Consider the following 20,010-nt stretch of genomic DNA (forward strand, 5'->3'; position numbering starts at 1 on the left):
TGGCTCTAACAAAAGCTGTTGATCATGTGACTGTCGACTTGTCTGCTCGTTGGTCTGGTTATGGGGAAACGTCAGTCGCGTCCATGGATCGTGTCGGATGAACTGTGGTCGCTCATCGAGCCCTTGCTGCCCGCACCAGGTCCGAAACTGGTCGAGGGCAGACCTCGAGTGCCGGACCGGCAGGCTCTGTGCGGGATCCTGTTCGTCCTGCACACCGGCATCCAGTGGGAGTACCTGCCCCAGGAACTGGGCTTCGGATCCGGCATGACCTGCTGGCGTCGGCTGGCCGCATGGAACAAGGCCGGCGTCTGGGACCAACTGCACCAGCTGCTGCTGAACAAACTGCGCTCGAAGAACCAGCTGGACTGGTCGCGGGCGGTGATCGACTCCTCCCACGTCCGGGCCGCACGCAGGGGCCCAAAAGCGGGCCCAGCCCAGTCGACCGCGCACGACCGGGCAGCAAACACCACATCATCACCGACGGCCAAGGGATCCCGCTCGCGGTGTCTCTTACCGGCGGAAACCGCAACGATGTCACCCAACTGCTGCCCCTGTTGGACAAGATCCCGGCAGTGGCCGGAGTCGTCGGCCGGCCGCGCAGACGGCCCGACATGCTCTTCGCCGACCGCGGCTACGACCACGACAAGTACCGACGGCTCTTGCGGCAGCGCGGCATCAGACCCGCGATCGCCGAGCGTGGCCAGCCGCACGGGACGGGACTGGGCACCTTCCGCTGGGTCGTTGAGCGGACGATCTCCTGGCTGCATGGCTTCCGCCGCTTACGGATCCGCTGGGAGCGACGCGATGACATCCACGAGGCCTTCCTCGGACTTGCCGTCTGCCTGATCACCCACCGGCACGTCCAGAAGCTTTGTTAGGGCCAGTTAGAGTGTCGCCGCTGTGGTGCCCGCGGGCCGTGCTCTTACGGATGCCTGAGATCGTGTCCTACGTGGTGAGGCGGACGAGCCGCTTGTAGCAGCAGAGGGCGGCGGCAAGTCCGAGAAACGCCAGGTAGTTGCGGGGCCGGCGCTCGTAGCGGGGACTGAGTCTGCGGTAACCGGCCAGCCGCGACATCGTGCGCTCGATCACCCACCTCCGACGCCCTGATCGCTCGCTGGATTCGATGCCTTTCCGGTACCGGCCGCGGTGAGGGTCGTGTCTTCTTACGTTGTTCCTGGGGCTGATTCCGGTCACTCGTGGGATCGGAAGGCCCAGAGATGCTGGATGTGGCTGCGTGCCTCCAGCCCAGTGGTGGCTTCAAACGATTGGCCGCCCGGCATCCCGCGACGACCCGGCCACTCATCGGGATGCGCGCCAAAGATCGCCTGGTAAGGACACGTTGGCGAGGTCGTCCTGCGACAGACAGAGGAACGACTTCGGAGGCGGCCGTGCCCCGACTGTGGGCTGGTATGGGTGCAGGGCAAGGCCGAGCACCACTGTGTGGTGCTCGGTGCTGACGGCACGGTCGACGCCTTGCTGATCCTGCCCTACGGCTGTGTCGCCCGGGCCTTGCCCGTGCCCACCGGGCAGGACCTCGACGCCACCACGCCGGTGCGTGCGCTGGGCACCTGGCTCGGCCAACCGGCCTGAGCGGCCGCATTAACGTTCGTCTCAGGTTCGCTCGGTAGGAAGTAGGCATCCGGATAAGCGACGTAACCCGTCGTGTCTCGCAGACGGATGCCGCACGGATACCACACCACACAAACACCTGAAGAGAGACTGACATGAAGCCTATGGGACGTCGCGGCTTTCTAGCCGCTTCCACGGCACTTGGCGCTGGTGCCGGCTTGTCCGCGTACGCCGCCGTTTCGGCAGCGGACGGGAACAAGACTCCGGACAAGACTCCGGACATTGCATTGCGAGACCGGGACCTGCCCTTCATCGGCACGGAGGAGACCTTTTCGACTCCCACGTTGTTGAAGCTGAACTCCATCAATCAGGATCACATAGCGTTCCTTGAGGAAATTGGTCTTTCGGATCTGGGCCAACGCCGCATTGGCGATATGGATGCGGGGGGACTCAACGTTCAAATCCTCTCTGCCCATACCCCCTCCGTGCAAAATGTCCCTGGGCAAAGGGGTATCGACCTTGCCTATCGTATTAACCGGCAACTTGTAGACGGGCCAATCGCCAAGTATCCGGGCCGCTTCAAGGCTTTCGCCACCTTGCCCTTGCGGAGCCCGGAGGCGGCGGCGGACGAACTGGAACGCTCGGTTCGGGAAGATGGCTTCTTGGGTGCACTGACCAACGGGCACATCGCGAAGAAGTATCTCGATCATCCCGATTTCGAGCCTGTGCTGGCACGTGCCGTTGCTCTCGATGTGCCGATCTACCTGCATCCCGGCTATCCGGCTGACGAGGTCTTCAAGATCTACTACAGCACCACACGGTCTAAATACAAGGAAGAGTACCAAGACTACATTTTCAGTGGTTCTGGATATGGCTGGCACCAGGAGGTGCTGACCCAATGCATTCGGATGATCACGTACGGGGTTTTCGACAGATTCCCCAAACTGAAAATCATCATAGGTCACATGGGTGAAGGCCTTCCCTTCTACTACGAGCGGATCGTCAATGACATGGGCGAGCCGACCGAAGACTCGCTGGAGAAGCCCATCGGGCAATACTTCCAGGACAACTTCTGGGTCACAACCAGCGCATTCCCCCAGACCGAACTGCTCGATCTCCTGCTGAAGTACATAAGCGTGGATCGAGTGATGTTCGCAACCGACTACCCGTTCGCGGACATAAAGGAGCAGACCGACTGGTTCCGCGGAGTCGATTTGCCACGCGAAGCCAAGGAGAAAATAGCGTTCCGAAATGCGGAAAAACTGTTCGGAATCAAAGTCTGACACGTCCCGACGGGCAGAACGATGCGCGTGAAGTGACGCGCCGGCGTCGGCAGAAGTGGAGAATGCTTTGGCTGAAGGCGACAGTGCAGCCAAAGTATGCAATGCGCGGCTGCCGCATCACGCGGTCTTCATACGACGGCAGATCACATGCTCTTCCAGAGAAGATCGAAGTGTGACGCTGGTTCGCTGTAGGCAAGCAAGCCGAGCGTACTAGCGACTCTCTTGAGATCCTCGGCGCGCTGACCCGCCCTGTGATGAACGGCGCGGTTCGCAAAGGTCTGCTGCGGGGCCCGGGAACAGCAGAGACAAGGTGTGCTCCTGAGGTCGTGCTGTTCTGCCTGGTCCACGGCCGTAACGGCCGCTCTTCGGACCATGTGGTGCCGGGTCGGCCGTACTCGTTCGTTGCCGTGCTCGCCTCGGACCGTACGTCGTGGACGCAGGTCCTGGACGCGGTCCGGCTCGGACCGGTGGACGATGCCGCGGCCGTCACCACAGGTCGGCTGCGGGCCGTGGTCGAGTGCTTGGTCGCGGCCGGCCAGTGGCAGAGAGGTGACCGGAACATCCTGGTCGTGATGGACGCGGGCTACGACGTGCGCCTGGCCTGGGTGCTGTGCGACCTGCCGGTCGAGCTGGTCGGGCGGCAGCGTTCGGAACGTGTCCTGCGACGGCCTGCGCCCTCGCTCAAGGAGTACGCCCAGTCCTGTCCCCAGGGCGGGCGGCCGCCCAGGCATGGCAAGGAGTTCAGCTCGGTCAGGCCCGCCTCCTGGCCCGATCCCTCTGTAGTCACGGTGAACGACACAGCCGCTACGGCAAGGCCAAGGCCCTCGCCTGGGACCGGATGCGTCCCAAGCTGCGGCAGCGATCCGCGTGGATCGACCACGACAGCGAACTCCCCGTCGTCGAGGGCGCGTTGATCCGGCTCAACGTCGATCACCTGTCCGGTGACCGGGACGCCCCACCGGTCTGCTTGTGGTTCTCGGCCACCGGCGCCGGCCCGGACGGCATCGACTTCGTCTGGAGGTGCTACCTGCGCAGGTTCGACCTGGAGCACACCTTCCGCTTGGTCAAGCAGTCCCTCGGCTGGACGCGGCCACGGCTTCGCGACCCGCAGGCGGCGGACCGCTGGACCTGGCTCGTCATCGCCGCGCACACTCAACTCCGCCTCGCCGCACCACTCGCGGTCGACCGGCGCAAGCCCTGGGAGAAGACCACGCGTCCCGGCGAGACACTGACACCGACTCGCGTCCGGCGCGAAGTCCGACACAACCGTCCGCACCTTGTGTGTCCGGGCCGTGCACCGAAACCCAGCCGCCCCGGCCCAGGACGACCATCCGGCACCAGAAACCGGCACCCCGCCACCCACTACGACGTAGGCAAGACCCTCAAGCGCCCCACGACCCTCACCGAACGTGACCGCCGAGGATGAGCAACAAGGTCAGCAGCTGTGCTCAATCCCCTGATCCATCACACTTGGTGACGGAGGGACTTAAAGGCGCTAACAAAGCCGCTGGACGTGGCGGTGCGTGATCAGACAGACCGCGAGTCCGAGGAAGGCTTCGTGGATGTCGTCGCGTCGTTCCCAGCGGATGCGCAGGCGGCGGAAGCCGTGCAGCCAGGCGATGGTCCGCTCGACGACGTACCGGAAAATGCCCAGGCCGGTGCCGTGTGGCTCGCCTCGTTTCGCGATCACGGGGCGGATCCCGCGTTGCCAGAGCAGGCGGCGGTACTTGTCGTGGTCGTAGCCGCGGTCGGCCAGCAGCGCGACGGGGCGGCGGCGTGGTCTGCCGACCCGGCCCGCGATGGCCGGGATCTTGTCGAGCAGAGGCAGGAGCTGGGTGACATCGTTGCGGTTGCCGCCGGTCAGCGACACCGCGAGCGGGATGCCCTGGCCGTCGACGATGAGGTGGTGCTTGCTGCCCGACCGTGCGCGGTCGACCGGGCTGGGCCCGCTTTTGGGCCCCGTCGGGCGGCCCGGACGTGCGAGGAGTCGATCACCGCCCGGTCCCAGTCCAACTGGTCCTTCGAGCGCAGCTTCTCCAGCAGGACGACGTGGAGCTGGTCCCAGACGCCGGCATCGTTCCAGGCGGCCAGCCGCCGCCAGCAGGCCATGCCCGAGCCGAAGCCCAGCTCCTGGGGCAGGTACTCCCACTGAATGCCGGTGTGCAGCACGAACAGGATCCCGCACAAGGCCTGCCGGTCCGGCACCCGCGGTCTGCCCTGCACCAGCTTCGGTGCCGGTTCGGGCAACAACGGCTCGATGAGCGACCACAGTTCATCCGACACAATCCACGGCCGCGACTGACGTTTCGCCACAACCAGACCAACGAGCGAGGACACCCACAGTCACATGATCAACAGCTTTTGTTAGAAGCAGTTAGCCTTGGCCCAGGAGCTGGCGGCCAACGCGGAGAATGCGAAGACCGCCGGTGACCTCTCCCGTGCACGAGCCCTGCTGAACAAGGCACTGAGCCTGTGGGACGGTGAGGTGCTGGCGAGTGTTCCGGGTCCGTACGCGGAGACCCAGCGCACCCGGCTGCAGGAGTGGAAGCTCCAGCTCACCGAGTCCCGCCTCGACATGGACCTCGAACAGGGCTGCCACGCCGAAGCCGTCTCAGAACTCACAACCCTCACCGCAGCCCACCCCCTGCGGGAGCGGCTGCGCGAACTGCTGATGCTGGCGCTCTACCACTCGGGCCGACAGGCGGAGGCCCTCGCGGTGTACGCGGACACCCGGCGGCTACTCGCGGACGAACTCGGGGTAGACCCGCAGCCGGGATTGCAGGAGTTGCAGGAGCGCATCATGCAGACCGCGCCCACACTCACGGAAACTTCCGCGCCCCTAACGCCTGAAGCCGTGACTCCCTGGGCACCGCCCGCCCAACTCCCCTCGACGGTCACGGACTTCACCGGCCGCACGTCCTTCGTCTCCGAACTGTGCGACGTCCTGGCGAGCGCCGAGGGCCGCGTGATGGCGGTGTCCGCGCTGGCGGGCTTCGGAGGCGTGGGCAAGACCACGCTGGCCGTCCACGTCGCCCACCAGGCCCGAGGAGCCTTCCCGGACGGGCAGCTGTACGTGGACCTGCAGGGCGCCGGCGCGCGGGCCGCGGCACCGGAAGCCGTACTGGGCGCCTTCCTGCGCGCCCTCGGCACCCCGGACTCGTCCATTCCGGACACCCTGGAGGAACGCGCCGCCCTGTACCGCTCGGTGCTGGACGGCCGCCACGTCCTGGTCCTCCTCGACAACGCGCGCGACGCGGCCCAGGTCCGACCCCTGCTGCCCGGCACCGAGGGCTGCGCCGCACTGGTCACCTCGCGGGTACGGATGGTCGACCTGGCCGGCGCCCACCTGGTCGACCTCGACGTGATGTCGCCGGAGGAGGCCCTCCAGCTCTTCACGAAGATCGTCGGCACCAAACGGGTGGAATCGGAAAACCAGTCCACGCTGGACGTCGTGGCGGCCTGCGGCTTCCTGCCGCTCGCCATCCGGATCGCCGCCTCCCGGCTGGCCTCCCACCGCACCTGGACCGTCTCGGTCCTCGCCGCGAAACTCGCCGACGAGCGGCGGCGCCTCGATCAACCGCAGGCCGGCGACCTGGCCGTGAAAGCCACCTTCGAACTGGGCTACGGACAACTGGAGGCGGCCCAGGCCCGCGCCTTCCGGCTGCTGGGCCTCGCGGACGGCCCCGACATGTCCCTGGCCGCCGCCGCCGCGGTCCTCGACCTGCCCCTCGACGACACCGAGGAACTCCTCGAATCCCTCGTCGACACCTCGCTCCTGGAATCGGCGGCGCCCGGCCGCTACCGCTACCACAACCTCGTACGGCTCTACGCGCGTGCGTGCGCCGAACGCGACGAACAGCCGCCGGGCGAACGGGCCGCCGCGATGTCGCGCCTGCTCGACTTCTACCTCGCCACGGCCGCGCGCGTGTACGCCATCGAGCGCCCCGGCGACCGCCTGGTCGACCACCTGGAGACGACGCAGTACCCGGGCCTGGCCTTCACCGGAGGCAGCGCCGCGCTGGACTGGCTCTACACGGAGGCCGCACCGCTGCTGGCCTGCGTACGGCAGTCCGCGGGGACGGAGCGCTTGCGGCGGGCGGTGGACCTGCTGTGGGCCGCCCGGGATCTTACTGAGTCGGGCGCCAACTCCCACCAATACGAGACGACGGCCAGAGCGATGTGCGACGCCACCCGGGCCGCGGGAGACGCCCACGCGGAGGGCAGAGCGCGAACCACGCTGACCCACCCGCTGCTGGTGTCGGGGCGGATCCAGCAGGCGGCCGAGCAGGCAGAGCTCGCCATGGGCCTCTCCGCGACCGCCCATGACGCCATGGCCATGAGCTGGGCGGCCAACGACCGGGGGCTCACCTTCCTCCACCAGGAGCAGTACGCGAGCGGCAAGACGTACTTCGAACTCGCGATAGAGGGGCACGAAACGATCCGCAACAAGCCGCTCAAAGCACTCAGCCTGTGCAACCTCTCGCGCGCCCACCTCGGCATGGGCAACACCGACAAGGCCGTGGAGATCGCGCAGCGCGCCCTGGCCACGTACCTGGAGATCGGCAAGACGCTGCGGCTGGCCAACGGGCACTTCACGCTGGGCATCGCGCTGGCCCGGGCCAGTCGGCATGCCGAGGCCCTCAGCCAGTTCTCCGACGCCCTGTCCGTCTTCGCCAGCCACCGCCAGCCGCTCTGGGAAGGCACCACCAACTTCCGGATGGCAGAGGTGCATCTGGCGGCCCGCAGGCCCGCACAGGCCGCCCAGCACGCCGAGCAGGCACTCGCGCTCGGCTGCATCGGCGGCGACCGGATGCAGGGCATCGCCCTGACACTCCTAGGCCGGGCGCTCACCATGCTCGGGCAGGTGGACCGCGCCAGGGCCTGCTGGCGCGAGGCGCTCAACCTCCTCGAACTGAACGACGGCGACGCACAGGCAGAGGAGGTCCGTACGCTGCTCACACCCGATAGTAGGTTCTCGAAAACGATCCGTCGATAACGAGCTGGTGCGTCAAGGGATCACTGGACGCCACCCTGGTCCGACCCGATTGGTCGTAGAAGCAGCGGTCGACGTCGCCCATGACGCCTCCGGACGGCAGCCGGGAGCCGCTCGCGCCCTGGCTGCGAGTATGGGGCTGGTCCCTGATCCTGCCCGTGCCGCTGTTGGATGGTCTCGGCCCGCTGCTCGCCGCAGTGTGTCGCGCGCGTTCAGAGAGCCTGAACGCCTCTTACGCGTAGGTCCATGGCGTACTGCTGCAGCTTCCAAAGCTCGCTTTCGACGCCTTTTTGCTGGACCGGGTCGTCACCTGCACCGAGGACTGCAAGAGCTCTCTGCAGGTAGTGGATACGGCGGTCGACACTGCGCTGGCGGACGTGGGCCAACTGGTCCCCGGCGTACGCATCGTCGACTGTCTTGCGATAGACCGTCTCTATGGCCAGCTCGGTGACCAGGGCCCGCACCGCGTCATCGGGAGCCGCCTCGCGGACCGAAACCAGATAGGCGTGTGGATCTTTGCAGCCCTGTTCGACGCCTCCGGCGTCCAGGATGGCCTGCCGTACGGCGGCATATGGCGGGGCAGTGAACTCATCGGCTCCGTACGCATCGAATGTGGGCGATACCAAGTGCGGGTACTGCAGTGCGAGTTTGAGCAATTCACGCTCGGTTGCGTATACCGGCTTACGCGAAAGAGGCGCGGAGCTGTCGGAGGCTGACGCCCGTGCCTCGCGTGCCAGTTGAGCGACGTGCCTCGCCACGAACTGAGTGTCGCGGATCTTGAGCATATCGGCGAGCTGGACGGCGATTTCGTGCTGGAAGGCGCTGCTCTTGATACGGGCTACGAGGGGGGCCGCCTCGTCAAGTGCGGCGACACGGCCGACCGGGGTCTGCAGATTGTGACGTGTAGCAATCTGTTGGAACACGAACTCAAGGAGAGGTATACGGGGCTCCGCGAGATCTGTGACAGCCTCGTTGCCCTTGGCTATGCGCAGCTCACACGGGTTAAGGCCGTCGGGGACGATGGTGATGTAAGACGCGGCGGCGAATAGCTGGTCGCTCTCGATGAAGCGCAGGGCCGCCCTCTGCCCGGCTTCGTCGCCGTCGAAGGTGAAAGTCGTCCGTCCCCTGCCGTCCTCTCCCAGCAGACGGTGCAACAGGTGGACGTGGTCGCTGCTGAAGATGGTGCCGCAGGGGGCGATGGCGGTGTTGACGCCCGCCATATGGCAGGCCATGACGTCGGTGTAGCCCTCGACCACGACGGCGCGGCTGGACGTGGCGATGCTTTTCCGGGCGAGATCGATGCCGAACAGGACCTGCGACTTGTCGTAGATCGGGGTCTTGGGGGTGGTGATGTACTTCGGCCCGTTGTCCTGGTCGTGTAGCCGGCGCGCGGCGAAGCCGACGGTATCGCCGATCATGTCGCGGATCGGCCAAACGAGACGGCCGCGGAAGCGGTCGATGGGGCCGCGGCGGCCCTCCTGGGAGAGACCGGAAAGTGTGAGTTCTTTGTGAGTGAAGCCTTTGTCGCGTAGGAAGCGGGTGAGGTTGTCCCAGCTGGCTGGGCTGTAGCCCACGCCGAAGTGGGCGGCCGCGGCCTGGTCGAAGCCGCGCTCGGCGAGAAACGTGCGCGCAACAGCGGCCTGTGGAGACTCCAGTTGGGTGCGGTAGAAGTCGACGGCGAGCCGGTGAGCCTCAAGGAGCCGATCCCGGGAGGTTGGCTGGCCGGCGCTGTCCGTTTCGGTGAGGCCAGCCTGGCGGACGAGCCAGTCGAACGCCTCCGTGGGGGAGAAATGCTCCATCGCCATGGCGAGCTGGATCACGTGACCGCCAGCATGGCAGTCGAAGCAGTAGAAGAGCTGCTTGTCACGGCTGACGCTGAAGCTCGACTCGTCGGAGTCACACAAGGGGCAGTCACCGCGCAACTCCCGTCCGCTTCCGCGGAGCCGGGTGTAGCGAGCCGCGATGTTCTCGATGCGTACATGCTTCCTCAGCGCCTTAGTGTCACCTCTTCTCACAGAGGCAGACCGGGGCGCGGGCTGGGGCGATCTCAGCGCAATGTTACGCGTGAACGGGAAGTGACTGGCTGTGTCGTAGACCTTCCGGTTGGGCAGCGGCAGACCAGCGGCGCGTACCCGGTTGCGCAGCGGCAGCCACAGATCCTCAAGGGTGAGGACGTCAGGACCGTCCGGAAGACCCGCCTGAACGAGATCACAGAACTCACGCGTGAACGAGGTGCACGCGCTCTCCTGCTGTTCCAAGGGAACCACGTGGGCGGGCCCATCGGCAGCTGTCAGAGTGTAGGTCCCGCTGACGGCAGTGATGTCGGCAAGCTCCGCACCGGACAGAGCCTGGATGGCGCGCCCCGATGAACAGCAGTCGAGAATCGCTATCTTGACCGCCGCGGGTGAACGCATCAGGGCAGCGCGTACCTCCGGATACGGCAGACCGGTCACATCAGGATGGTCGTGGTGAGCGTCCCGGGTGACCAGGCAGAGTTCGCCACGCTCGGTGGTGGTGCCGTGCCCGACGAAGTACACCAGGAAGGTCCCTGTCGTTTCCTCCGCAATCAAACGCAGTTGTAGCGCCAGGTTGGACTGGCGATCAGGATCCTTGAAGACAGTGACGTCCCCCGGATCCCAGCCGCACAACCGGCCATCGGTCAGCACGCGGTGCATGCGGCGCAGGCTGTTCGCCGCGGCTGGAACGGGGAGGTACCGGGCATCGTCGTAACTTGAGGTTCCGATCAGAACGGCATGATTCCGCGGCCGTGCGTCCTCACTGCCCATCGAGGACTTCCTTCACCAGCCTCAGGAGCTCGGCTTCGGCTACCGGACTGGACCCGTTTCGCACGATCTCCACGGAACGATCGCCCACCGACACAACGACCTTCTGCTCCGTGCGTCGGCTGTTGAGCCACGCCTGCAACGAGGTCACGAGTGCAGTCACGACGCCGCCTGAACCCACGACGACTGAGACCAGTTCGAAGGTACCGCCCAACTCTCCCTGCAATGGCGCCTGCCGCTGCAGGCGGATGCGGCCTTGCAGAGCACGTTCCGCGCGCAGCCAGTCCGCAAGCGACACCAAGCCGTCGAACTGGTCTTCGGCAACCAGTGTTACCTGAACTTCCAACGGGCCCCCTCCCCCGAGCGCTGCTCCAGCGCTGCTGCGGAACTGGCCCCGCAGCTACGTGCATCATGCCAGGGCTGAGCGGCACAGGGCGTTGATCGTCGTGGCCTTGACGTCTACCCGACACAACACCACGCCAAGACCGGCCGCCTTGGCGAGCGGTTCATGGCCACCCACAATGACTGGATCCTCCTACGGAAGGCACTAACCGGATCACCAACGTCGTGAAGGCTGTCTTTGCTCTTCACCACCCGTCAGCGTGAGGGGGGAAAACGCTCAGTGCACGCGGACTAAAGAACTGTGCGCTCACGCACAACGACAGATCCAGTCGCGGCAGGCATCCTCCCCTGAGAAGAGCCGGAGACGTCACGAAGGGAACGATGCCATGCCCCAGCAAACGCACGCCTACTCTGCCCACCGTCTTCTCCACATCAGGGTGCCCGCCAGGACCGCCAAGCGGTCGCTTCTCAGTGCCATCGGCACCGCGGTCATCATGGTCTCGGCCCTGGCAACCGGCTCGGCCCAGGCCTCACCATCGCCCTCCTCGTCCTACGCCGTTCGTCCAACAGCCGCCCTCTGGCACGGCTACTGGCTGACGAACTTCAGGACTGGCCCCAACAACTGGTTCTACGGAGACACGGGAGTGTGCACATACGTCGGCTCCACCTGGAACGACAACATCCACTCCGCCCGCACCGAGAGCATCGCCAGGGTGGAGCTATGGGAACACGCCAACTGCACCGGGACCTCGATCACCATCGACGACTCTGGCTACGGCGTCATCGGTTCATGGGTCAGCGCGTACCGCGTCACCTACCCGTAGCCGCACCGGCCCGAGCGCATCGAAGTGACCAACACCAACGATGGTGGCCGGGGCGGGGCCACGGCGGGTTCAGGGGGCGGGATTGTAGGTGATGGTGGAGTCGGGGCAGTTCTTCGCACGGGCGGCGAGCGCGTCGTGCTCGGCCTGGTCGATGGCCAGGTTCGAGCGGAGTTTAGTGGCGGTCCAGTCTTCGAGGAGCAGCTCTCGTGCCTGATCGCTCCCCCTACGCCCGCCGCCTGCGTGAAGTCGCCGATGCCCTGAACGCCGAGGTCCAGCCAGCCGACGACGCTCTTACTCCTCACCCGGACACTCTGAACGTCGTCAAGGACCGGCACAACAAACGAGGGCAGCTCAACCACGCCGTCCCTGAAGTTCTTCAGTTGCAGCGCCGGATCCGCCGCTGCAACGCCGACACCGACATCCCTCACGGTGACATCGTCGCTCTTACCCTTGATGCCTGGCTCCGCGCAAAGGGCTACCCACCGGATCTCAGGCCACCGGGGGCAGAGGTCCTCTAATCAGCCGTCTCGCGGAGCAGGAAACCCTGGGCATCGAACTTCGCGGTGAGGGTGGCTCTGCCAATCACCTCAGGTCCCGCTCTGTCCGCTGCGGAGCACCATTCGGATGCCGGTGTCAGGACGATCGGCTCAGGCTGATGTCGTGGACAGTCCAGCCGCGGGCCGTCAGTGCCTCAATGTGTGGTTCAGCTCTCGTACGGTGCACGGCGAAAGCGAGCAAGTGCGTCGGGCGGGTGGCGCCTACGAAGACGAGTTGTGCCGCACGTTGGACCGTGATCAGGGCTTCGGAGGCGTCCTGTTGCCGGCTCAGGAGTCCGAGGACCTCGTGCACGTCGTACTTCTTGCCGCTGCGTTCCAGGCATTCGAGGATGAGCGTGGCCGTATGAGTTTCGCCTTTAGCGCTCTGGATCGATCCCGCGACTGACAGACCCAGCCCTTTCCTGTTATCTGCCGGTTCCTCAAGCGTGGGGGCCGGTTGGGCAACGTGCGGGACGTGAGCAAGGGGGTCCGCGAGACGTACGACTCCTTTCAGGGGGCTCTGGGTCAAGTCGGGCAGCAACCGCACAAGCCGGGAGGTGAGAACCGTCCATTCGACGTGACTATCGAGTGGGCGCGTCAGCATGTCGTGTAGGAGCAGGCGTGCGCGGCCTCCTTCGGTGGCCGGGTCTCGCTCCAATTGTCTGAATGGGGGTAGGCCGACTGAACTCACTAGTCGGGAGAGGTCCCGGATTGCCTTCCACAGGAGTGTGACGGCTCCATGGTTGTCGCCGGATTGCCAATGGGTCTGGGCAGTGCGTGTCGTCGTGATCATGCTGCCGGTTGCCTGGCTGGGCACCGTGGTGAAGCCGGGCACGTAGCAGGAGACGGATTGAGGGAAGGCTTGCGCACCTCCGCGGGTGAGGCGGGCGCCCAGCACACGCGGTGGGCTGCCCAACAGCAGGTCTCGGGGGACCATGGCCGCTGCCATTCGCTCGAAGGCTGGAACGACGTCAGCGACGCAGTCGTCGTCGAAGAGCAGGAGGGCGATTGATCCGTCGTGTCCGGCGCCGTCGATGCGTTGACGGCGGTGGATTGTGAGTTCGCTAGCCAGTGCTGCGATCTTGCTGCCGAAGCGGCGACTGACGGGGAGTTGTGCGGCGTGCGGCAGGGGGAACGACGAGGGCTGAGTGATATCTGGTCCGTCAGTGAAAATGCGTTGGTTGATGTCCCCCACTCGCTGGACGATCGTGCTTGGGAAACCGAAGACCTTGTCGAGCAGGCGTTGTTGGAGGCCACTGGTGTCCTGCATTTCGTCCAGGAGAACGAAGGGAAAGCGGTGGGCTGCGGCTTGGGCCAGCTGCGGGTGGCGGAAAAGGTGGTGTTCCGCGAGTGCGAACATGTCGTGATAGCGGAAGATGCCTTGCTTGGTCAGCTTTTCCTTCAGGGCCGCGAACTGTTGGCCACTCGGGCTGTCCATCGTGAACGGTTGGGTGCCGTCCGGTGCTGTTGTGGTCAGTTCTCCGGCATCGCAAACGAATCGGGCTCCGGCCACGAGTGTGGGGCCGTTGCGGCGGCGTCCGAGTGAAGCGTTCAGCGTGCGGAAAGCGGGATGGTGATCCAGCAACCTCAAGGCTGCGTCCGCGTAGGTGTCGTCGTCGACAGCCTGCACGTCGATACCGCGGGACCGTAGGGCCGGCAGGGCGAAGAAGGTGTTGGCGAAGGACTGGATCGTGCCGATGAAGTGCGGGTACTGCAGCAGACGGCGTCCCCCTGGTGTGGCAGCAAGACGGTTGGTGATCTCGTCCTTGGCCGTGTTGGTGTGGGACAGAACGCAAATGCCGCGCGTGGGCGAGTTCCATCCCTGACACAGGAGGGCAAGCTTGAGTCCGATCAGGCTGGTTTTGCCCGAGCCGGGAGCTGCTTGCAGGTCCAGGGACTCCGCGCTTTGGATGAAGTCCCACTGTTCCTGGTGCGGCAGTTGGAGGCCGAGTTGCTGAGCAAGGGCCTCAACCTTGTCTTTGGAGAAGACGTCGGGTGCGTAGAGGCGTGTCATGGCTCAGACCTCGCTGCACAGAAACGTGAAGGCGGCTACCAGATAGGGCGGTAGATCGTCCTCGGTCACGGAGGTGGTCTTCAGAAGCCGGGCCGCATGATGGGCTGCAATCGGCTTGCTGCCTCGGCTCATGCGCAGCGGCTCGTAGATGTGCAGGGCGGCCTTTTCGAGGGGAAGGCTGCTCTCTTGCCATTGTGAGACTTCATCCCGTGCGGCACGGTCCAGTGCGGCGAGCTTGTCCGCGGTGGGCCAAGTCGTCTTGGAGGCCACGGCGGCGCGGACGGCCTGGTGCATCAGGGTCGCCATGGTCCAGGAGGCAGCGGCCAGGTCGTACTCCAGCGTCCAGTGATCGGAGACAAAGGTGCGCACGTGGCCGCTGTCCTCTGCTTTCAGCGCTGCGACATGCTTGTTGATCTCTTGCTTGGTCATCTCCGCCGAGCACTTCAGTTTCTTGCGCATTTCCTCCGAGGTGCCGGCGGGGACCAGGTCCCGGTCTCGGATGCAGGCCACCGCGACCGGGATTTGCTCTCCCTCGCGCTGGAAGATTCGGCTGTATCGGAAGAGGCCGACGCCACCGACGCCGACGACGCTCACGCCGCACTCGTTGAACGATTTGCCGATCGCCTGTGCGAGAGCAGGCAGGACGATGGCTTCCGCGTCGCCTTCGACGATGGCAACGCTGCGGGCGAAGAACAGGTTGGCCTTGGTGACGTCGAGGAAGCGGGTGAGGAAGGCGTAGTCGCCCTCGTCGAGGCGGGTCAGGCCTGGGGCGAGACGGAAGGTGGATCCTCGGGCGACCAGGGTGAGGTGTTCGACCGCAAGGGCCGACGCGAGGTTGGGGCTGTGGGTAGTGAGGATGACCTGGACAGGTGGTTTCCTGGCCGTCGTGGCGACGTCGGCTCGTTCCTGCAGGAGGTCCATGATGCGGGTCTGGAGCTGCGGGTGGAGGTGGGCCTCGGGTTCCTCGATCAGCAGTAGGGGCGCGAAATCGCTGTTGCCGAGCAGGAGCAGCTCGGCTGCCATGAACAGGGCGTTGTTGTAGCCCAGGCCGTGTCTGGTCCACTCCCCCGTGCCCGCGAACAGGGTCAGTTCTAGTCGTTCCAGTGCACGGGCGAGTGTGGCGTCGCCCGCGACGCCGATTTCGCCGCGCAGGACGTCGGAACCGATGGAGAACTTTTGAAGGTAACCAGTGTTGATGTCGTTCCGTGCTGCCGCCACCGCCGTGTTGTCGCTGATGTGCCGCTCTGCACGGCGCAGGATCCCGACGAGAGTGGAGGCGCTGTCGCTCTCCGCATCGAAGTCGTCTTCGCCCTGTTCTCGCATCGCTGGATAGCCGGCAAGGATCTGCGACAGCCGAGATCCTCGTCCCGAGCGCAGCTCGGCTTCAGCATCCCGCAAGGGCCGCAAATAGGTGGTCTTGAGTAGTTCGCGGGCGGCGCCATCCAGAGCCGGCCCCTGGCCATCGCGGCCGGTGCGCGTCGCCATCGACACGCGGTGGGGGCGCAGCGGATCCATCAGCTGCGCCTTGACCGTGACGTAGAGCGCAATGTTGCCGCTGTCGTCAGTGGTGAGCAGTTCCAGGAAGACAGCCTGTTCTGCAGTGGTCAGTTCCTTGAAGCCGCAGGTGATTTTGAAGGAGTCCGCTCGGCCATCAGGGCCGACATGGAAATCGTCGCGTGTGACGCGATAGTAGTCAGCCGCTGTAGTCAGAAGGCACAGGCGGATGGCATCAATGATCGCCGACTTGCCGCTGTCGTTCTCGCCGACAAGAACGTTTGTTGCGGGTCCAAACTCCAGACTGAGCCTGCCGTCCGTTCCTCCGTCATTTGTCGGCGGCGCCCCGAAGATTCTGAAGTTCTCCGCGTATACGCAAGCAAGGTACAACAATGCCCCCGTGCAAAGAGGCCCGCGCTCTCGGCGGCGCAGGCGGTAGCAACCGCCTCAAGTTCCCCACCCGTACGCGGTTCTGGCACATCATACGAGTACTTAAGTCGCTCATGCCTCTCTTCGGGAATTTCAGCACATCGCATGGATCTACCCACTCAGCGGTTCGCTGACGAGCGTTGCCGCCGCGATCCCGTAGGCGAGCAGATGGTCTTCCCGGAGTCCGCGCGAGGTGAAGGCCGCCCGCAGTTTCATGTACAGGGCGTTGAAGGTCAGCGGCTGCTCCGGGTCGCACAGCGCGCCGATGCTTCCCTTGGGCAAGCCCCACGTTCGCAGCGCGAAGGCCGGCTCGCCTTCGGCGGCGAGGTGCGCGCCGTCCGCGAGCCAGGGCTCGTTGAGCTCGCGGCCCACCTGGTCGAAGAGCTCCACGTACCACTCCCTCGGACGGCACTGGATGGCGTCGCAGACCTCGGTGGTTTTCAGATAGGCGGGACCGAGTGGAGTGTGGATGGGAGCGGAGCCGAACATCCCAGGCGTGAAAGGGACGGCTCCTGCGCCGATGGTAGATGCGGCTTCGGTCGCCGTCAGAGCCAGGTCGAGAGTTTCCTGAGCAAGTTTGCGCTCATCGGGCCGCATCTCCCGGAGCAGCGCGGCCGCTCGCTGGCGGGCAGGTGGATGGCTGACGCCCCGCCGAACGAAGAGCCCTCGTTCGGTGGCATGTACGGCGAGCATCCCGATGGCGGCCCCCACCGCTCCGAGAGCAGCTTCGCCGCCCTCTGGTGGCAGCTCGTCGAAGAGTCGTTCACACGTACGCCGAACGGCCCGCAACGCGTGCAGGTCGGCCTCTGTCTCAAGCTGGTGGCTCTCCGAACAGACGGGCACGTACTCGTCGGGCGCGAAGGCGCTCACCGCGGATGTGTGTCCTAACACGTAGTGCGCGAGTTCATGGGCCAGGACAAACTGTGCAGCCAGGTACTGGAAAAGGGCGGTCGTCTCTGCGGCCTCTGGTTCCAGTCGGATCTCCAGCTTCCCCGCGAGCCCGAACACCCGTTGCTGGACGTAGTAGTAGCGCAGCACCCCGGTCAGCACCTGTGGTTCGGGACCGCGCCGACCTGCGAGGCCGAGGGCTTGGGCGTATACACCGCACAGGCTGAGGGTCGCATCCGAGACCGCCACAAGTCCCGAGTTGTCGGTGAAGCGTGTCATCCGAGCGGAGAACGCGTCGCGCTTGAGGGCCACCGCCCACACGTCGCCTAACATCGTGTGGCTCGCCCCGAGGTCGGCCAGGGCGTCCTTCATCTCCTGGACCAGCTCGGCGAGCATCTCACCGACGGGGTCTTCTGGTGCCTGCGGACCGGTCGCGCCGAACTCGGTCATCATCGTGTCGAGTTCCTGCAGCCCGCGGTTGTCCCCCAGCTCCGTGAGCCGCACACGCATCTGGGACAACTGGCGTGCCCGGTTGACCTGCAGCTTCTTGTACTGCCGGAAGGCGAGTCTCTCGCCGCTCACGCGGAGAGCTCCGGTTCCGGAGCGTTGCGACAGAACATACCGAGCCCGACCCGTCCGACCAGTACGGCGATCAGGACAGCGGTCTTGGCATCTCCGGCAAAGTCGGCAATCAGTTCCTGCACGGTGATGGCATCGAGGAGCCGGTCCGTCGACGTCGTACCGAGAAACGGTTGCACCTTCTCGTGATGGCAGATCCGGCGCTGCAACTCGGCATGCTTGTCCGCGAACCACTCCCTGCCGAACTCCCTTTGACCCTCCTCGTCCTCCGGCGACAGGCCAAGCCCCTCGCCCAGAAGCTCCGCCCCCAGCAAGGCATACAGCTCGTCGTCGGTCTTGTCCCAGTAGCTCTCAACCGTCGCCATGGGCCCCGCCTCCCCGTACTCGCACGACTACTGACCGGCGGCATGCTACTGATCCCGGCTGCCATCCAGAGGAAGATCCACGCAATGACCTCTTTTTCGGGAAACACTCCGCGAACTGGCTGAGGAGGATGTAGTTGACGCCGAGGCCAGTGCGGATGCAGAGTCTGTCGTCGGCCGAATGAACACCGTCGACGGTTGGTAAAGACTCCAACGCCGACCGCGCGCAGACGGATGACCCTGCCGTGGGCTACTGCACGTCGACGTAGTCCGCCGCGGAGGCGACCGCCGGGGTGGTGGACGTGCCTGCGAAGGAGTAGCGGAAGTAGCCGTCCGCCGTCGCCTTCACGGCGGCGCGGTGACCGCGGCGTCGAGGTAGTGGGTGTCCCACAGCACCACGGCGTTGAGGACCAGTCCGAGCGCGGCAAGCTGATCCTCCTGGCCCTGGCGGAAGGGCTGCTGGATGCGGCCGCGCTTGCCGTAGCAGATCGCTCGCGCCATGGTGTGCCGTGGTTCCTGCACGGTGAGCTGCCGGTTCATCCGGCGGCGGTAGGTGTCGTCGATGGGGTCGAGCAGGTCCCGGCGCAGCGGATCGAGTTCGGTCCGCTACAGGGGCGAAACGAGGGCCCGTAGGAGTTCGGCATCCTGGTGATCGCCATCGATAACTGTGGCCATCACATCGGCGACGTCCGCGCGCCCGAACAGGGCGCCCTGCTCGTGGCCGAGGGCGACGAACTTGTGGAACACCTCCGTCTTTTCGATGCCGCCAGGACCGTAGATGTTGATCACTCGCCGTGTACCGCGGCCCGCCTGCAGGTCGGAGAAGCGCCTGAGTTCGTCAGCCCGGCCGACGAAGAACTTCCGGTGCGCCACCTACTCGACGGCAGCGAGTCCCGCCGTTCACGCGCGCGGGCAGGTCGCTTGTGCGCTGGATTCCCGAGCTTCACCGACATCCGTCTTTAGAAGTCATCTCATTTGGTGAGTCTGCGGTAGCAAATCAAGGTGCAGGCGATGCTGGTGAAGGCGAGGAAGTGGTCGGCTTTGCGTTCGTAGCGACGGTGCAGGCGTCGGCATCCGGCGAGCCAGGACATCGTGCGCTCCACGGTCCAGCGGTGGCAGCCCAGGCGGGCCGAGGACTCGATGCCCCTGCGGGCGATGCGGTGCCGGATTCCTCGGCTGGATAACCATCGTCGCAGGTGGTTGTAGTCGTAGCCCTTGTCGGCGTGGAGTTTGTGGGGTCTGCGTCGCCGGGGTCCCCGGCGGGAGCGGATCGGCGGTATGCCTTTCACCAGTGGGATCAGTGCCTGGCTGTCATGTGTGTTGGCGCCCGAGATGCCGATGGACAGGGGCAGTCCGGTCCGCTCTGTGATCAAGTGGATCTTTGACCCGTACTTGCCCCGGTCTACAGGATTCGGGCCTGTCAGTTCCCCCTTTTCAGGGCCCGCATGTTGACCGAGTCGATCGCGCACCGGGACCAGTCCAGCTCGCCACGGGATCCGAGCTCGTCGAGGACCAGGCGGTGGAGTTTGGCCCACACCCGGGCCTTCGTCCACTCGGTGAAGCGCCGATGGGCCGTCGCGCCGGACGGGCCGAACGACGCGGTCGGCACCTGCTGCCACGTGCAGCCCGAGGTCGCCACGAAGACGATCGCGGCCAGCACTTCACGGTCGCCGTGCCGACGCCGGCCACCACCCTGAGGCCGCGACGGCGCCTCGGGCACCACCCGTTGGAACAGCTCCCACAACTCGTCCGGCACCAGCCGCTCAACGATCTTTGACACGCCACAAGTCTAGTCACCCAAATGAGATGACGTCTACTGAGGTTTTCGTTAGTTCTGTGGTGTTTGGGAGCCTATTGTCAGTCCGGTGTGAGTGAGGAAGGACCACGGGAGTTGCTCGCTGGAGCAGACCCGAC

13 protein-coding genes and 6 pseudogenes are annotated in these 20,010 nt (G+C 65.4%); 7 read left to right on the plus strand and 12 right to left on the minus strand.

The window, feature by feature from the left end:
* Window positions 1-60: 60 nt before the first annotated feature.
* Window positions 61-878 (plus strand): IS5 family transposase gene (locus tag IE278_RS31090; protein WP_246570897.1). Its coding sequence is split into 2 segments (ribosomal slippage): window positions 61-412 and window positions 412-878, totalling 819 coding nucleotides; the frame shifts between segments, so codons are not numbered across the junction.
* Between the two features lie 67 nt (window positions 879-945).
* Here the strand turns inward: IE278_RS31090 and IE278_RS43295 are convergent.
* Window positions 946-1,239: pseudogene (locus IE278_RS43295) on the minus strand (transposase); the annotation flags it as partial.
* 174 nt (window positions 1,240-1,413) lie between these two features.
* On the opposite strand from IE278_RS43295, the gene IE278_RS31100 reads away from it, so the two are divergent.
* The 3 genes and pseudogenes from IE278_RS31100 to IE278_RS31110 all read left to right on the plus strand — a co-directional run.
* The gene (locus IE278_RS31100) at window positions 1,414-1,590 is read left to right on the plus strand and encodes a hypothetical protein (RefSeq protein WP_189776840.1); all 177 of its coding nucleotides are present in this window, start codon (window positions 1,414-1,416) and stop codon (window positions 1,588-1,590) included.
* A gap of 134 nt (window positions 1,591-1,724) precedes the next feature.
* Window positions 1,725-2,852 (plus strand): amidohydrolase family protein, encoded by a 1,128-nt coding sequence (locus IE278_RS31105; RefSeq protein ID WP_189776842.1) that lies wholly within the window; start codon window positions 1,725-1,727, stop codon window positions 2,850-2,852.
* 329 nt (window positions 2,853-3,181) lie between these two features.
* A pseudogene (locus IE278_RS31110) lies at window positions 3,182-4,278 on the plus strand (transposase); the annotation flags it as partial.
* Between the two features lie 69 nt (window positions 4,279-4,347).
* Here the strand turns inward: IE278_RS31110 and IE278_RS31115 are convergent.
* Window positions 4,348-5,189: pseudogene (locus IE278_RS31115) on the minus strand (IS5 family transposase).
* A 37-nt stretch (window positions 5,190-5,226) separates the two neighbouring features.
* Here IE278_RS31115 and afsR point away from each other — a divergent pair.
* Window positions 5,227-7,848: pseudogene (gene afsR, locus IE278_RS31120) on the plus strand (SARP-family global regulator AfsR); the annotation flags it as partial.
* Window positions 7,849-8,057: 209 nt separating this feature from the next.
* Here the strand turns inward: afsR and dnaG are convergent.
* The 3 genes and pseudogenes from dnaG to IE278_RS31130 form a co-directional block, all read right to left on the minus strand.
* Window positions 8,058-9,896 carry a DNA primase gene (gene dnaG, locus IE278_RS31125; protein WP_373312126.1) on the minus strand — a complete coding sequence of 613 codons (1,839 nt, stop codon included), beginning with the start codon at window positions 9,894-9,896 and terminating at the stop codon, window positions 8,058-8,060.
* Between the two features lie 84 nt (window positions 9,897-9,980).
* A pseudogene (locus IE278_RS42515) lies at window positions 9,981-10,631 on the minus strand (caspase family protein); the annotation flags it as partial.
* Window positions 10,621-10,974 carry an effector-associated constant component EACC1 gene (locus tag IE278_RS31130; protein WP_189776846.1) on the minus strand — a complete coding sequence of 118 codons (354 nt, stop codon included), beginning with the start codon at window positions 10,972-10,974 and terminating at the stop codon, window positions 10,621-10,623. The gene IE278_RS31130 and the pseudogene IE278_RS42515, both read right to left, overlap by 11 nt.
* A gap of 382 nt (window positions 10,975-11,356) precedes the next feature.
* Here IE278_RS31130 and IE278_RS31135 point away from each other — a divergent pair, with 382 nt between their 5' ends.
* Both IE278_RS31135 and IE278_RS31140 read left to right on the plus strand, forming a co-directional pair.
* Window positions 11,357-11,794, plus strand: coding sequence for a hypothetical protein (locus IE278_RS31135; protein ID WP_189776848.1), 438 nt, complete (start codon window positions 11,357-11,359; stop codon window positions 11,792-11,794).
* Between the two features lie 206 nt (window positions 11,795-12,000).
* Window positions 12,001-12,312, plus strand: coding sequence for a hypothetical protein (locus IE278_RS31140; protein ID WP_189776850.1), 312 nt, complete (start codon window positions 12,001-12,003; stop codon window positions 12,310-12,312).
* A gap of 115 nt (window positions 12,313-12,427) precedes the next feature.
* Here the strand turns inward: IE278_RS31140 and IE278_RS31145 are convergent, their stop codons facing one another.
* From IE278_RS31145 to IE278_RS31175, 7 genes and pseudogenes are all read right to left on the minus strand, one after another.
* A complete protein-coding gene (locus IE278_RS31145; RefSeq protein ID WP_189776852.1) occupies window positions 12,428-14,344 on the minus strand; it encodes a UvrD-helicase domain-containing protein in 1,917 nt (638 codons plus the stop codon).
* A 3-nt stretch (window positions 14,345-14,347) separates the two neighbouring features.
* Window positions 14,348-16,228, minus strand: coding sequence for an ATP-dependent nuclease (locus IE278_RS31150; protein WP_189776854.1), 1,881 nt, complete (start codon window positions 16,226-16,228; stop codon window positions 14,348-14,350).
* 150 nt (window positions 16,229-16,378) lie between these two features.
* A complete protein-coding gene (locus IE278_RS31155; RefSeq protein WP_189776856.1) occupies window positions 16,379-17,737 on the minus strand; it encodes a phage exclusion protein Lit family protein in 1,359 nt (452 codons plus the stop codon).
* Entirely contained in the window at window positions 17,734-18,099 is a 366-nt protein-coding gene (locus IE278_RS31160) for a hypothetical protein (protein WP_189776858.1), read from the minus strand. Before IE278_RS31160 ends, IE278_RS31155 begins: the two co-directional genes overlap by 4 nt.
* Before the next feature lie 351 nt (window positions 18,100-18,450).
* Window positions 18,451-18,672, minus strand: a pseudogene (locus IE278_RS31165) (Tn3 family transposase); the annotation flags it as partial.
* Between the two features lie 30 nt (window positions 18,673-18,702).
* Window positions 18,703-18,969, minus strand: coding sequence for a hypothetical protein (locus IE278_RS31170; RefSeq protein WP_189776860.1), 267 nt, complete (start codon window positions 18,967-18,969; stop codon window positions 18,703-18,705).
* 98 nt (window positions 18,970-19,067) lie between these two features.
* Window positions 19,068-19,867, minus strand: a protein-coding gene (locus IE278_RS31175) for an IS5 family transposase (protein ID WP_246570916.1) whose coding sequence is annotated in 2 segments (ribosomal slippage) — window positions 19,068-19,529 and window positions 19,532-19,867 — 798 coding nt in all. Because the reading frame shifts where the segments join, the coding sequence is not laid out codon by codon here.
* Window positions 19,868-20,010: the final 143 nt, after the last annotated feature.

Origin of the sequence: Streptomyces tauricus (assembly GCF_014650955.1) — a bacterium.
Classification (GTDB): Bacteria; Actinomycetota; Actinomycetes; order Streptomycetales; family Streptomycetaceae; genus Streptomyces; species Streptomyces tauricus.

Coding starts and splice junctions, on each gene's coding strand:
- IE278_RS31105 (WP_189776842.1), top strand. CDS start 1,725: ATGAAGCCTATGGGACGTCGCGGCTTTCTAGCCGCTTCCACGGCACTT.
- IE278_RS31135 (WP_189776848.1), top strand. CDS start 11,357: ATGCCCCAGCAAACGCACGCCTACTCTGCCCACCGTCTTCTCCACATC.
- IE278_RS31145 (WP_189776852.1), bottom strand. CDS start 14,344: ATGACACGCCTCTACGCACCCGACGTCTTCTCCAAAGACAAGGTTGAG.
- IE278_RS31160 (WP_189776858.1), bottom strand. CDS start 18,099: ATGGCGACGGTTGAGAGCTACTGGGACAAGACCGACGACGAGCTGTAT.